Source organism: Streptomyces sp. NPDC007905, from assembly GCF_042959345.1.
In the GTDB taxonomy this organism is placed as follows: Bacteria; Actinomycetota; Actinomycetes; order Streptomycetales; family Streptomycetaceae; genus Streptomyces.
This window is the reverse complement of the sequence record NZ_JBIBKS010000017.1, coordinates 84522-99038: the sequence shown is the minus strand read 5'-3', so window position 1 is coordinate 99038 and position 14517 is coordinate 84522. Positions and strand designations below refer to the sequence as shown.

The window sequence follows — 14517 nt, the reverse complement described above, 5'->3', positions numbered from 1 at the left end:
CCCCTTGTACGTTTCCGTGCCTCGCGCGCCGCGTCGCGCCGAGCGTCACCGGCGTGGACCAGCCGCCGGGCACAGGCCACCCGGTCGGCGGCAGTCCGTCCGCTCCGGCGGGGGAGGGCTCAGTCCTCCTCGACCGGGTCCACCCGCCAGTCGGGATGGCCGGGCATGGGCGGGGTGTGCGGCCCGTACAGCCACGGGGTCAGAAAGGGGTTCAGGTCCTCGCCGGCCACGTGGGACGCCAGCTCGACGAAGTCCCGGGTGCCGGCGACCCGGCCCCGGTACGTCGTCACCCAGGACCGCTCGATCCGGGCGAACGTGTCCTCGCCCACCTTCTGGCGCAACGCGTAGAGCACCAGTGCGGAGCCGTCGTAGCGCATCTGGCGGAACAGGCTCCGCTCGGTGGGCTCGGCGGGCGCGCCGTCGTCGTGTCGCCACTGGTCGTGCTGCTCGTACGCGGCCCGCATCGTGTCCTCGAGGTCGGGGCCGCCGTGGCTGTCGGAGTAGAGGCGCTCGTAGAAGCGGGCGTGTCCCTCGCTCAGCCACAGGTCGGACCACCGCCGGATCGCCACGCTGTCGCCGGTCCAGTGGTGGGTGAGTTCGTGGATGAGGTTGCGTTCGGCCTCGACGCGGTCGCCCAGCAGGTCGGAGCTGGGCACGGCGGACAGCGACTGTGTCTCCAGGGCCACCGGCAGGTCGGTGTCGGCGACCAGTACGCCGTAGCGGCGGAAGGGATAGGGGCCGAGCCGCTGTTCCAGCCACGCCAGGTGCTCGGGGGTGAGCGAGCGGTACGCCTCGGTGTCGCCGACCAGGTTCCGCGGGACCACGTCCCGGACGGGAAGCCCGCGCGGGCCCCTGCCGTCCACGAGGGTGAACCTCCCGATGGCCAGCTGGACCAGCTGGGCGGCGACCGGATGCTCGGAGTCGTACGTCCACCGGATCCGTCCGTCGGGTTGCCGGACGCGCTCCACGAGCCGGCCGTTGGCCACCGCGGTCAGGTCGGGCGGGGTGGTGATGCGGAAGGTGAACGGTGCGCGCAGGCTGGGGTGGTCGTCGGCCGGGAAGATCATCCTGGCGCCGTTCGGCTGGGGAGAGAGCAGGGTGCCGTCGGGCGTGGGTACCCAGCCGTAGTCCTGGATCGCGTCGCTTCGGTGCCGTCGCTGCGTCGGGTCGGCGGTGTAGGCGACCCGGACGGTGAACGTGCTCCCGCGGGTGATCGGCTTCGCCGGAGTGACGACCAGCTCGTCGCCGTCGCGCACGGTCCTGGCCGGTGTGCCGTCGACGCTGACGGTGCGCAGGGTGTTGCCCGCGAAGTCGAGGTCGAAGCGGGACAGGGCCTGGGTGGCGGTGGCACTGATGGTGGTGGTCGCGGGGAACGGCGTGGCGGGGGCCCGCCAGTCGAAGGCGAGGGTGTAGCGGCGGACCGTGTATCCGCCGTTGCCGTCGAGCGGCACGAGCGGGTCGCCGATGCCCGGGGCCCCGGGCGACGGGGCGTCGCCGGGTGAGCGGGCGGAGGCACCGGGGGCCGGGTGACCGGCGCGGGGCGGCGTGCGGTGTTGTCCGTAGGGGACGCCGAGGGTGAGGACGGCGGCGCCGGTGATACCGACGGCGCCGGTCAGGGCGAGGACCGCGTGGCGGGTACGGACGCCACGCCGGGTGGGCGCCTTCACCGGACGGACCGGTGGGAGGGGTGAGTTGTACGGATCGGTCGACCGCCGGCAGTCGTGATGTCCATGGTGGCACTATGTCAGTAAGAGATCATTAATGCGATGTTTGCCCAAATATCGGGGAGTAAGTAAATCGGATATACCAGGCGGTCGCGCTCGAACGGCGACGCCGCCGGCACCGACCCGGCGTGCGCCCTGTCCCCGTACGGCTCGTGCCCGTGGCGGTGACGGCGGGGGCCGGTGACGGTGCCGGTACCGCCACGGGCCGGCGGCAGACGCACGGCGGTGCCCCGGGCAGGCCGCCGTCGGTAGGCGATTCAGCTTGACTTCGAGCGCGCTCCAATTCGTAGCGTTCCGACCATGAGCACTGCACAGCACAAGATCGGTTCGGGTTTCGGCGCCGAGAGCACCGCCGACGAGGTCCTGCGGGGCATCGACCTCACCGGAAAGCTCGCGATCGTCACCGGCGGCTACTCCGGGCTCGGCCTGGAGACCACCCGAGCGCTGACCAAGGCGGGCGCCGAAGTCGTCGTACCGGCACGGCGTCCGGACACCGCCCGGGAGGCGCTGGCGGGCCTGGACGGTGTCGAACTGGACGAGCTCGACCTGGGCGACCTGGAGAGCGTACGGGCGTTCGCCGAGCGGTTCCTCGCCTCCGGCCGGACGGTCGACCTCGTGATCAACAACGCCGGGATCATGGCGTGCCCGGAGACCCGGGTCGGGCCCGGCTGGGAGGCGCAGTTCGCCACCAACCACCTGGGGCACTTCGCCCTGGTGAACCGCCTCTGGCCGGCGGTCGAACCCGGCGGCGCCCGGGTGGTCTCCGTGTCCTCCCGCGGCCACCACTTCTCCGGCATCCGCTGGGACGACATCCACTGGCGGCACGGCTACGACAAGTGGGAGGCCTACGGCCAGGCCAAGACGGCGAACGTCCTGTTCGCCGTGCACCTCGACCGGCTCGGCAAGGAGCACGGTGTGCGCGCCTTCTCGCTCCATCCCGGCGGTATCATCACCCCGCTCCAGCGGCACCTGCCCAAGGAGGAGATGGTGGAGCGCGGCTGGATCGACGAGCAGGGCAACGTGCTCAACCCCGAGGGCTTCAAGTCCCCGCAGCAGGGCGCGGCCACCCAGGTGTGGGCGGCGACGTCGCCTCAGCTGGAGGGTCTGGGCGGCGTCTACCTCGAGGACTGCGACATCGCCGAGCCCGCCTCCGAGGACGACCAGCGCTTCGGCGTCAAGGCCTGGGCGACGGACCCGGAGCAGGCGGCGCGCCTGTGGGCGCTGTCGGCGGAACTGACGGGCGTCGACGCGTTCGCAACCGCCTAGCGCTGTGACCGGACAGGTTCACCGGCTCGCGACGCCCGGCACGGCACCTCGCCGTGTTGTCGCATCACCAGGGTACGTCCCGTACGCGGGCGATGCTCCGCCTTTGCGATGCTTCCCCGCTGCCTGAACGGCGTCGGAGGTGCCCCCAGCACCGGACGCCGCGAGCTTTCCGGGGTGCTGCGCGGAGTCCTCATGGCGGTCGCGCCGCGGGGCCGGGGGAATGCGCCATCAGGGTCTCTGCCGGCGGCTCGGCTGTCGTGGTGCGGACTCGTCCTCCTGCGAGGTGGTGCTCACCTGTTTCGAGTCGAGTACGTGATCGCCGTACAGATCCTGCAGCCAGTTGGTCTGGTAGATGGTGTCCAGGTAGCGCTCGCCGAGATCGGGTGCGATGGCCACTGCGGTGAGGCCACGCGTGTTGTGCCGGGCCAGCCAGTCCGTCGCGCCGCTGACCACCGTTCCCGTGGAGCCGCCGAACAAGAAGCCGCGTCGGGCCATGCGGTGGCAGGTACGGATGGTGTCCGCCTCCTCCACCCGGATCACCTCGTCCACATAGGCCTCGTCGAGCAACGGGGGAACCATGCTCATGCCCAGGCCGGGGATCATCCGGCGGCCCGGTTCACCGCCGAACGCCACCGAGCCCACGCTGTCCACGGCGACGATCCGCACCGGCCGGTGCCACTGCCGGAAGTAGCGCGCACAGCCCATCAGGGTCCCGGCGGTGCCCGCACCGATGAACAGCACGTCCAGCCGCGGGAAATGACCGGCGATCTCCGGCGCCGTCGTGCGGTAGTGCGCCCGCCAGTTGCCCGCGTTGGTGTACTGGCTGAGCCACACGTACCGCTCGTCGGACGCGCACAGCGTGCGCACGTACTCGATCCGCGTGCCGAGGAACCCGCCGTTCGCGTCCAGGTCGGCCACGACGTGCACCTGGCTGCCGAGCGCCTCCATCAGCAGTCTGGTCGACAGGTTGCAACGGGAGTCCGTCACACACAGGAACCGGTAGCCCTTGCTCGCGGCGATCATGCTGAGCGCCACGCCGAGGTTCCCGGAGGAGGATTCGACGAGGATGGAATTCGGTGTCAGGACTCCGTCCCGCTCGGCGCTCTCCACCATCTCGTTCGCGGCCTTCAACTTGATGGAGCCGGCGAAGTTGAAGCCCTCGCACTTCAGGTAGAGGGGGCATCCGAAGATCGACTCGAGGTCGACGAAGAGACGGCCTTCGTTGAAGTCATGGGGAGCGGAAATTACGGGCACGGTGGGCCTCCTGGTGCCAGGGCCGAGGACGAGAGCCTCAGCCGTACCGGCGCAGGTCGTGGAAGAAGTCGTCGATGAGGCGGAGGTTGCCCGCCCCGGCTGCCTCGTCGTAGACGTACTTGCCGACGGCGAGGTCGAGGACGCCGAGTCCGAACGGCGAGAAGATCACTGGACGGTCGGCGGGCGGTGCGGCCCGTCCGAGCATCACGTCGTTGAGCGTGCCGTTCAGGAAGTCGCGGTTGCCGGTGCGCTGCTCCACCAGGTGGGGGGAGGTGTCCGCTTTCAGGCAGTGCTCGACGTCGTCGACGAAGTTGGCCGAGTCCAGCAGGATCTCGGGTGCGAGGTCGCGCAGCGAGATGTGCAGGACCAAGGGGTTGTGGCTGAACCAGGCCGGGTCGGTGACATGGGGCTCGCCGGCCACGGTGGCGAAGACCACGAGGTCGCTGGAGCGGACGAGGTCCTCGGCGCGGTCGTGGACGGTGACCTCCGCGGCCGTGCCGGCCTGGCGCAGGTAGCCGCGGAAACCGGCGGTGCTGTCGGCGGACACGTCGTGCACGCCGATCGTGTCGAACGTCCAGCCGGTGCCGGCCAGGAAGGCGTGGATGTAACGGGCGATCAGACCCGTACCGAAGAACCCGACACGGCTCGGCCGGGGCCGGGAGCGGCTGAGCCAGTCCGCGGCCAGCGCGGCGGAGGCCGCGGTTCTGGTCGCGCTGATGATGGAGCTCTCCAGGCAGGCGAAGGGGTAGCCCGTCTCCGGGTCGTTGAGGATGAGGACCGCGGAGGCCCGAGGCAGCCCGGCACGCACGTTGTCGGGGAAGCTGGAGATCCACTTGAGGCCGTCCACGTGAACCGACCCGCCGACGGAGGCCGGCAGCGCGATGATCCGTGCGCCGGGACGGTCGGGGAAGCGCAGGAAGTACGACGGCGGGTTGACCGAGTCCCCGGCGGCGTGCAGCCGGTACGTGGCCTCGACCAGCTCCACGATCTCCTTCTCGCGCCCGCTGAGCGCCTGCTGCACCTGCGCACCGGAGATCACCGCGAACGTCGGCGACGAGCCCGGGTGAGGCGTGGCCGACCGGGCGGCCGTTGGCAAGGGACGGGTCATCGCCGGCTCGCTTCCGGGGTCGGGCGGCCGTCGGCCAGGCGGCGGGGCTCGGCCATGCCGACCAGTACCTGCCGCTCTCCGGTGAAGGCCTCTCTGCTGTGTGCGGTGCGGATGTTGTCGACGAGCATGAGGTCACCGGCCTGCCAGGGCTCGCGCCGGGTGTGCGCTTCGTAGGTGGTGTTGAGCAGCCGGACGACGTCCTCACCGATCGGGCTGCCGTCTCCGTAGCGGGTGTTGAACGGCAGTCCGTCCTCGCCGTAGACGTCCACCATGTACTCGCGCACCTCCGGGTCCAGCGTCCACTCGTTGAGGAAGGCGATCTGGTTGAACCAGCAGCGCCTGCCCGTGAGCGGGTGCCGTACGACGGCGCTGCGGCGCTGCTCGGTGTGCAGGGAGCCATCGGGCTGCCAGGTGAACTCGATGGCGTGGTCGCGGCAGTACCGCTCGATCTCGGTGCGGTCGTCGGTGCCGAACGACTCGCCCAGGGATGCCCCGATCTCGTCGTTGTAGGTGCGGGTCAGCAGCCAGCCCTCACGTTCGAACCGTTCCGTCAGCCCGGCGGGGAGGGCCTGGAGTACCTGCTCCGCGTCGGCCACCGCGGTCGCCCCGCCCTGTTCGGGCGCGGTGAGACACGCGAACAGCATGAGGCCGGGAACCTCCAGTGTGTAGCTCAGTTCGTGGTGCATGCACATCGGCTGGTTGGCCGGCCAGGTGGTGGAGGAGTACAGCCCCGGGCCGTGCGCCTCACGCGGGGCGAACGCCTCTCTCTCCGGCATGAGACCACCGGCGAGTCCCGTGAAGACGGCACCGACCTGGGCCGCCTCGCGCAGATTGAGGCCGCGGACGACCAGCGCCCCGTGCTCGGTGACCTGCGCCCGCAGCGACTCACGGTGCTCGGCCGCCCAACTCGCCGCATCGGGTGGACCCTCGACGTGCAGGATCGCGGGTCTGTCCGGCCGCAGCTCCACGTCGAGGGGTGCTGCCAAGGGTGAGGACGACATCTCGGTTTCCCTTCGGTTGCGTCTCAGGAGGAGGCCAGTGGTGCCACGACACCCAGGACGGCCTGCGCCGCCTCGGCCGGGCGGGTGCGGGGGAAGTAGTGGCCGCCGTCGGCCAGCTCGTGCAGTTCCACGTGTTCGGCGAAAAGCAGCCAGTCCCGGTAGCGGTGGGCGTGGCCGGCCGTGTGCGAGTCGTCGGCGGCGACGACCACCGAGACCGGCGCGGTCAGCTTCACCGGCGGTGTGCCTTCCAGGGCCTCGCAGAAGTAGCGGTGCGCGGTCAGGCAGTCGTGCCGGTAGGCGGCACCGATGTGTTCGGCGTGCCGCTCGTTCAGTTCCGCGAGTTCGGTGTAGCCGCTGTCCGCGGTCAGCCGCGCGGCGATCTCGGCGTTGCTGCGGCTGGTCAGTTCGCCGATGGCGGCGCGCCGGTCGCCGGCGGTGCCGAGCAGCTGCGCACCGAGAAACACCCGGGTCACGTCCACCCCGCGCTCCTGGAGTTTCCTGGCCGTCTCCAGGGCCGGCGCGGTGCCCGACGAGTGGCCCCACAGCAGGACCCTGGTCAGGCCACGCGCGGTGACCTCGGCGGCCACCCGCTCCGCGACCCGCGCGATCGACGCGAACGGCTCGTGGTGGGCGGCCAGGTCGTGACCGGGCAGGTCCACCGCGAGGACCGCGATGCCGCTGCCCGCCAACGCGCTCGCCATCGGCTGGTAGTTGACCGCATTGCCGCCCGCGTAGGGGAAGCACACCAAGGCGCACTCCGGCGCGCCGCCCGCTTCCGACAGCGGCTGGAGCAGCTCCGGGTGCTGCCGGGCCGAGCCGTCGAGGAGGGCGGCCAGGTCGGCGAGCACCGGGTGCCGGGTGATGTCCTTGAGGGACACCGCGCGGTCGAGCGCGATGGTGAGTCTGACGGCCGACAGGGAGGTGCCGCCGGAGTCGAAGAAGTGGTCCTTCCGGCCGATCCGGTGCTCGGGCACGCCCAGCACATCGGCCCAGGCGGCCGCCAGCTTCCGCTCGGTCGGTGTGAGGGGGGCGCGGTCGTGCTCCGCGGTCGCGCCGCTTTCGGCGGCCGGCGCGGTCCGCTCGGCCAGCGCGGTCAGGGCCTTCCTGTCGGTCTTGCCGTTGGCGGTCAGCGGGAGGCTGTCCTGCCAGTGAAAGGCCGAGGGGACCATGTAGGCGGGCAGTACCGCCCCGAGTGCCTCGCGCAGTACGTCCGGCTGCTGAGGCTCGCCCGTGTAGAAGGCGATCAGGTGTTTGCTCCCGGCGGCCCGCTCGGTGCAGACCACCGCGCCGTCGCGCACCCCGGCCACCCGCAGCAGGGCGTTCTCGATCTCGCCGATCTCGATGCGGAAACCACGGATTTTGACCTGGTTGTCCCGCCGCCCGAGGAACTCCAGCTTGCCGCCGGGCTGCCAGCGCCCCCAGTCACCCCCGAGGTAGAGCCGCTCACCCGGCCGGTAGGGGTCCTCCCGATAGGACTCACGGGTCCGCTCGGGATCGTTGACGTACCCCCGGCCCACGCAGACACCGGAGAACGCGATCAGCCCCGGGGCGCCCAGGGGAACCAACGCCAGATGCTCGTCCACGACGTAGACGCGCACGTTGTTGACCGCACGGCCCAGCAGCACGCGCTCGGGCACGCCGTCCATGACCTCGTGGTTGGTGTCGTCCGACGTCTCGGTCAGTCCGTAGGCGTTGACCAGCTTGATCCCCGGCTGGATCGCGAACCAGCGCTGCACCAGCTCCCGTTTCAGCGCCTCACCGGTCACCGACACACATCGCAGATCCGGAAGGGCGCGGGGGTGCTGCTCCAGGTACGCGGCCACGACCTCCAGATAGGAGGGCACGACCTGCGCCACAGCGGCCCGGCCGCGGACCAGGGTGTCCACGAACCGCTCCACGTCCACAATCACGTCCTGCCCGACCAGCAGCGTGCGCCCGCCCACCAGCAGCGAGGACACCAGCTGCCACAGCGAGATGTCGAAGCACTGCGGGGCGGTCTGCGCCACCACGCACCCCTCGCCGATCCCCAAGTCGTCGATCTTGGCGTAGAGATGGTTGAGCAGGCCAGCGTGCTCGCACATCGCCCCCTTCGGCTCGCCGGTGGAGCCGGACGTGAAGTAGATGTAGGCCAGCTGATCGGCCTCGACCTTCACTCCGGGGTCGGTATCGGCGTGCGGTTCCGCGTACGCGTCCTGAACCAGCAGCCGCCGGGTTCCCGGCAGGGTGGCCAGCGCCTCGTCGAGTGCGTGGGTGCTGCCGGCTTCGGTCAGGACCAGCCGGCACCCCGCGCGCGACAACGTTGCCGCTATGCGTCCGGCCGGGAAGTGCGGTTCGATCGGCAGGTACGCGCCGCCCGCCTTGAACACCGCCAACGTCGCCGCCATCCAGTCGAAATGGCGTTCGGTCACCACGGCGACCACGTCCTCGCGGCCCACGCCCCGCTCCAGCAGTGCCCGTGCCAGCCGGTTCGCGCGCGCGTTGAGTTCCCCGTACGTCCATTCCCGCTCGCCGTGCACGGCCGCCACCGCGTCCGGGTGCGCCCGGGCACGCTGCTCGAACAGTTCGTGGGCCCGTGCGTCAGGGAGCGGACGGTGGGGCCCGGCCAGCCCTTCCAGCTGGTCGCGCACCTCTTCGGCCGACAGCAGGCTCTGCCGCGCGTGCTCGGCGTCCACGTCCGTGGTCATCAGCCGAAGCGCCGTCAGGTGGTACCCGCCGATCCGGGCCGCGGCTGCGGCGTCCAGACGGTCCGTGCGGTACCGGAGCCGCAACCTGAGCCGGCCCTCCCGGTCGGACCACCGCACGTGCAGGACGCCGTGGTCGAGCAGGGCGTCCTCGGCCTCCATCGGACCGCACACGACCTCGTGCGACGGCTCCGCCGCGCCCAGTTCCCGCCACAGCTCGTCCACCGGGAACTCCCGGTGCGCCAGCACCTCGGCCTCGGCGTGATGAGCGGCCGACACCAGCGCACGCCAGGATCCGGGGGGAACCACCAGGCGGCACGGCAGCGGCTCGCCCCGCACCCCGGCGGCGTAACCCGTCACCACCTCGTGCTCACCGGACAGCGCGGCCAGCACCTTGGCATGCGCGGCCAGCAGCAACGCACTGACCGGTACTCCAAGCTGCCGCACCAGCCCACGCGCCGCGTCCGCCACGTCGTCCGGCACCACGGCCTCGTGCTCGGCCGCTCCCGGAGCCGGCTCCCGCACCCACCGGGGCACCGCGGTGGCGCCGCCGGCGGTCAGCACACGGCTCCAGAACTCCCGGTCCGCTTCCACGTGCGTTCCCATCGAATGGCCTTCCTCAACTCGTGGTCGCCGCAGGGGCGTCGGCCGATGACGCTGCCGTTGCCCGGCCGGTGCCGCGGGACTGCTCAGCGGCATCCGGCATGTCCCCGGCAGGGTTGCCGCCCCACCGGGCGTACGGGGGGACTTCCTCGCCCTTCATGAGGAAGGAATCGGGCGCCAGTACCGCGCCTTCGCCGAGCGTCACGCCGTAGTGCACATGGGCGCCGACGCCGAGCGTGCAGCCGGCACCGAGCGTGGTGCCGTCGGACTTGAAGGTGCCGTCCTCCTGCGAGTGGCACTGGATCTTGCTGCCGACGTTGAGGGTGCAGTCGTCGCCGATGGTGGTGAGGGTCCGCTCGGTCAGATAACAGCCGTCGTCGAACACCCTGGTGCCGATGCGCACCCCGAGCAGCCGCCAGATCAGGCTCTTGAAAGGCGTTCCGTTGAAGATCTCGAGGTGCCGGTCCGGAACCTTCCACAGGCGTTCGTGCCACCAGAAGTACGGGTCGTAGATGGAACACAACCGGGGGCGCAGCGAGCGGAACGACGTGATGCAGCGTTCCAGCAGGATGTAGTACCCGGTGGAGAACGCGAGCGTCACCGCCAGATACCCGGCGATCACCACATGCCCGACCAGGCCGTACAGGTCCACGGAGGTGAGCGCGAACAGCGTGAGCGCGAAGGTGTGCAGCCACCGCACGAACAACATGAAGACCATCGAGCGGACGTTGTAGCGGTTCTTCGCGCAGAGACGGCGGCGCAAGGTGTCCCCGGTCCTGAGATGGTCGAACCGTGAGTCACGGTCCACCGAGCGGGGGATCTCGAAGCACGGCGAGCCGAGAAGCCCCACACCTGTGCGGACCTCGCCGTCGATCGGAACCATCACCTTCGTCGCGAGCAGGCAGTTCTCACCCGTCCTGCCGTCGGCGGGATAGGCGATGTTGTTGCCCAGGAAGTTGCGCGGACCGATCGACACCCGGGACAGCCGGAACGACGTGCTGGAGTAGTCGGCATTCATGATGGAGAGCCCGTCGGCCACCATCGTCCCGCTGCCGACCGACACCAGCAGGGGGGTCTCGTGCTGGACTTCGGTGCCGAAGTTGGACCCGGTCTGCTCGACCCGTGACAGGTCGTAGCCGAGGCCGCGGAGGTAGTGCACGATGTAGGAGCTGTCACCGAAGAGCCAGGCGAAGAACCTGATGTTCGTCAGGCCGGCCGTCGCCCGGTGTGCCGCGTAGTGGAATCCGTAGAGCGGATAGACCCGGTCCGGCCTGACGACCAGACCCAGCAGACGCGGAACGCTGTACAGGACGACGAGGCCCATGACGACGAAGCCGAGGAACAGCAAGAGGGAGAGGCTCAGCGCGTCGGTGATCAGCTCCGGCCGGGACAGCGCGGCCATCTGCGGATCGAGCCGCTTGCCGATCGCCGGTACCTCGGTGCACAGCATGTACATCCCGCCGACTGCCAGCGGTATGTACAGGAAGAACATCTGAAGCAGCGTGACGAGACCGAACCACGCCCGGCGCCCCGTGCCGCACGCGGCCGGCGCGACCCGCAGGTAGTCGACCTCCGTGGGCTGCGCCGGTGTTCCGTGCCAGTGCTCACCGTCCGGGACCGCCTGGCCCCGGTACAGGGCGGACGAGTGACCGAGCTGCGCGCCGTCGCCCATCGAGGCGTCGATGTCCAGGACAGTCTTCTCGCCGACGAACACGTCGCGGCCTAGGGTGATGCGGCCGGTCTGGATATGCCCATCGTGCGCCCGGTAACCGAGGAAGAAGGAATCCTTGCGGATCACGGTCCCGGCGCCGATGGTGAGCAGGTCGGTGCAGACCGGGACGGAGCGGGACAGGATCGTGACACCCCTGCCGATCCGTGCGCCGAGCGCTCGGAGATACCACACGTACAGCGGATTTCCGACGAAGAGGATCATCGGATTCGCGTGGAGCAGTACCTTGACGAGCCAGAAGCGCAGATATGGCAGGCCCCAGACGGGGAACTCGCCCGGTTTCCAGCGGCCGACGAGAAGCCATTTGGCGATGACCGGGAACACGCACAGAGCGAGGAAACCGATGTCGCCGAACAGCAGCGACCGCAGATAGATGTCGGCCAGATCCGAACCGGTGGCGATCCACTCGTATCCATCGGCGGTGACGAATCCGGCGACCAGGGAGTATCCCAGGAAGAACAGCAACTGGAGTGTTCCGCAGAGAACATGGTTCGGCCGGCTCGCCCCCGTCACCGGAGCCGGCGACGTCGTCTGCTCCGACGGTGGCGCGGGGACCGGCGACGCGGCGGGATCCGGGGCGGCCTTCACGAGAGCAGCCGTCAGGCTACGGATCGTGGGGTACCGGTAGATGTCCTTCATGGACGGCGACGGCAGGTCCGCTCTCTTCCTGACCCGCGCGCAGAACTGGGCCATCACCAGGGAATTGGCACCGAGGTCGTCGAAGAAGTGGCTGTCGACCGGAACGCGCTCGGCACACACGACGTCAGCCAGGGCATCCGCCAATTCTGTCTCGATTCCCGCCGCTGCCGGGCCGGCGTCGCCCCGTGCGGTGCCGGCGCTTTCGTCCGGGCCGGCGTCGCTCCGCGCGGTGCCGGCGTCTTCGTCCGGGCCGGCGTCGCTCCGCGCGGTGCCGGCGTCTTCGTCCGGGCCGGATATATGGACCGCGGAGGACTGCTCCACCATTCGAACTCCTGGAGGACGTCTGGGTCGCCGAGGGCCGCCGTTGGCGGGACCGGGGCTCTCGGGCACGGAAGAACGGCCTACCGAGCCATCGGGCCCGAGGCACGTGCTCTTTCCTGATCACGAACCGCCAGGTTCAGTCTCGGTCCGCTCTCGTCACGTTGCCACTTCGCATTGACCACCGTTCGAGCGAGGAACGCTCGACGACCCCGTGTTCCCCGGCTCCCCGCGGCATTGGGCCGCGCCACGGATCACCCGAATGGCTGCCCCTCCGGCAGGCGGTGGCGGGGCGCTGTGGGTCGGCGACGGGGCTGGCGCCGTACCGGCCGTGACGCGGTACCTGCCCGTCCTCGGCCGCCTCGCCGCCCGCGCGCACCCGTGAAGGCCGGTGCTGCGCCGTCGGCCTGCGGAAAACGCGAATGGGATGGGGAGGTCTTCCTGCTGCTCACGCGGGTACCCGGTGTCACGGACGCGCACGGGGTCGGCAGACCCGGTGCCCTCGACCGCCGGCCGACCGCCGGCAAGGAGGAAGACAATGAGTACGGTCAAGGAAACAGTGGACGTCGAGGTCCCCCTCCACACGGCCTACAACCAGTGGACCCAGTTCGAGGACTTCCCGAACTTCATGGAGGGTGTCGAGGAGGTCCGGCAGCTCGACGACCGGCACAACCACTGGACCACCAAGATCGGCGGGGTGCGGCGCGAGTTCGACACCGAGATCGTCGACCAGCTGCCGGACGACCGGATCACCTGGCGGGCCGTCGGCGGAGACACGCAGCAGCGCGGGTCGGTCCGGTTCGAACGCCTGGACGACATGCACACCCGCGTGGAGCTCACGATGGAGATCGAGCCCTCCGGTGTCGCCGAGAAGGGCGCGGACATGCTGGGCGTGATCGACCGTCGGGTCAAGGGAGATCTGCACCGCTTCAAGGACTACATCGAGCAGCACGGCGGCGAGAGCGGCGCCTGGCGCGGACGCATCCGGCCCGGAGACGCCGGCTCGACCCTCTGACAGCGCCTGACGCTCCCGCGCTCACGGCCGAGCGCCCCGGGCGGGCCCGCACCCCGTGGGACCCGTCCGGGAGCGTGTCCGCCGCCCTCACGGCCCTCCTGCGCCCTCCGCGTCCCGCGGGCCGAGGACCGGAGCACGCCGTCACGACGACTGGCGTACGACCAGTGCGGGGCGGAGGATCACCGTCGGTTCCGGCACGTCCTCGCTGTTGAGGCGGGCGATCATGAGGCGGGCCAGCTCCCGGCCCATGTCCTCCAAGGGCTGCCGCACCGACGTCAGCGGTGGGTCGGAATCAGCGGCGACGGGCGAGTCGTCGAAGCCGACCACGGCCACGTCACCGGGCACCTGACGCCCCGACTGCCGCAACGCCTGCAGTGCTCCGGCGGCCATGCTGTCCGACGCGGCGAACACCGCGTCCAGGTCGGGGCAGCGCGCGAGGAGCTCGCGCATCGCCTCGGTACCGGACGTCCTGGTGAAGTCACCCTGGGCCTCCGGAAGAGCACGCAGCCCGCTCTCCTCGAGCACGTCGCGGTAGCCGGTGCGCCGGTCGACCCCCGCCTGGATGTCCAGGGGCCCGGTGATCGTGGCGATACGGCGCCGGCCTCGCTCGACGAGATGCCGTACCGCCAGCCGGGCCCCCGCCACGTTGTCCACGTCGACGGACCAGTCGGGGACGTAGCCGGTGGGCCGCCCCACCAGCACGGTCGGAGTCCCGGACTGCTCGAGTTCGCCGGGCAGCGGGTCGTCGCCGCGGAAGGAACTGAGCAGGACCCCGTCGACGTGGCGCGCCTTCAGGAACGCGGTCAGCCGGTCACGGTCCGGCTGGGACTGGGCGATGGCCAGCAGCAACTGGACCCCTTCGTCGGCGAGGCCCGCCGTGGCCCCCCGCACGATGGCCGAGAAGTAGGGCTCCTCCCAGAAGACCCGCTCCTCCGCGACGGCCACGACGAAGGCGACCGTGTCGGTGCGCCGGCGCACGAGTGCGCGGGCCGCCGAATTGGGCACGTAGCCCAGTTCGCGTACGGCACGGAGCACGGCCTCGCGCGAAGCGGCGCTCACCCGGCCGGAACCGTTGATGACCCGTGAGGCCGTTCCCCGGCCCACCCCCGCGTGGGCCGCCACCGCCTCGAGCGTCGCGCGTCGTCCTTCCAACTGCCGCTCTCCCTCCGCACGCCGTAG

Annotated in this window: 10 protein-coding genes; 3 read left to right on the top strand and 7 right to left on the bottom strand. The window is 70.6% G+C overall.

What is annotated here, in order from left to right; translation table 11 throughout:
* Positions 1 to 119 precede the first annotated feature (119 nt).
* A complete protein-coding gene (locus ACFZDC_RS28095) occupies positions 120 to 1667 on the bottom strand; it encodes a M1 family aminopeptidase (RefSeq protein ID WP_391328252.1) in 1548 nt (515 codons plus the stop codon).
* A gap of 357 nt (positions 1668 to 2024) precedes the next feature.
* Between ACFZDC_RS28095 and ACFZDC_RS28090 the strand changes: the two genes are divergently transcribed.
* Positions 2025 to 2990 carry an oxidoreductase gene (locus tag ACFZDC_RS28090; protein ID WP_391328250.1) on the top strand — a complete coding sequence of 322 codons (966 nt, stop codon included), beginning with the start codon at positions 2025 to 2027 and terminating at the stop codon, positions 2988 to 2990.
* 228 nt (positions 2991 to 3218) lie between these two features.
* On the opposite strand, the gene sbnA is transcribed toward ACFZDC_RS28090, so the two are convergent.
* The 5 genes from sbnA to ACFZDC_RS28065 are packed head-to-tail and all read right to left on the bottom strand — an operon-like array spanning position 3219 to position 12329.
* Positions 3219 to 4244 carry a 2,3-diaminopropionate biosynthesis protein SbnA gene (gene sbnA / locus ACFZDC_RS28085; RefSeq protein ID WP_391328248.1) on the bottom strand — a complete coding sequence of 342 codons (1026 nt, stop codon included), beginning with the start codon at positions 4242 to 4244 and terminating at the stop codon, positions 3219 to 3221.
* Positions 4245 to 4281: 37 nt separating this feature from the next.
* On the bottom strand, positions 4282 to 5352 hold the full coding sequence (gene sbnB, locus ACFZDC_RS28080; protein ID WP_391328246.1) for a 2,3-diaminopropionate biosynthesis protein SbnB: 1071 nt from the start codon (positions 5350 to 5352) through the stop codon (positions 4282 to 4284).
* Positions 5349 to 6353 (bottom strand): TauD/TfdA family dioxygenase, encoded by a 1005-nt coding sequence (locus tag ACFZDC_RS28075; RefSeq protein WP_391328244.1) that lies wholly within the window; start codon positions 6351 to 6353, stop codon positions 5349 to 5351. The genes sbnB and ACFZDC_RS28075 overlap by 4 nt, the downstream gene beginning before the upstream one ends.
* A 23-nt stretch (positions 6354 to 6376) precedes the next feature.
* A complete protein-coding gene (locus tag ACFZDC_RS28070; RefSeq protein WP_391328242.1) occupies positions 6377 to 9640 on the bottom strand; it encodes an amino acid adenylation domain-containing protein in 3264 nt (1087 codons plus the stop codon).
* 13 nt (positions 9641 to 9653) lie between these two features.
* Positions 9654 to 12329, bottom strand: coding sequence for a Pls/PosA family non-ribosomal peptide synthetase (locus ACFZDC_RS28065; protein ID WP_391328241.1), 2676 nt, complete (start codon positions 12327 to 12329; stop codon positions 9654 to 9656).
* A 256-nt stretch (positions 12330 to 12585) separates the two neighbouring features.
* Between ACFZDC_RS28065 and ACFZDC_RS28060 the strand changes: the two genes are divergently transcribed.
* Together ACFZDC_RS28060 and ACFZDC_RS28055 are read left to right on the top strand one after the other, a co-directional pair.
* Entirely contained in the window at positions 12586 to 12708 is a 123-nt protein-coding gene (locus ACFZDC_RS28060; protein WP_391328240.1) for a hypothetical protein, read from the top strand.
* A gap of 153 nt (positions 12709 to 12861) precedes the next feature.
* Complete coding sequence (locus ACFZDC_RS28055) at positions 12862 to 13338, top strand: SRPBCC family protein (protein ID WP_391328239.1); 477 nt, start codon at positions 12862 to 12864, stop codon at positions 13336 to 13338.
* 141 nt (positions 13339 to 13479) lie between these two features.
* Here ACFZDC_RS28055 and ACFZDC_RS28050 read toward each other — a convergent pair whose 3' ends face one another.
* Positions 13480 to 14490 (bottom strand): substrate-binding domain-containing protein, encoded by a 1011-nt coding sequence (locus tag ACFZDC_RS28050; protein WP_391328237.1) that lies wholly within the window; start codon positions 14488 to 14490, stop codon positions 13480 to 13482.
* Positions 14491 to 14517: the final 27 nt, after the last annotated feature.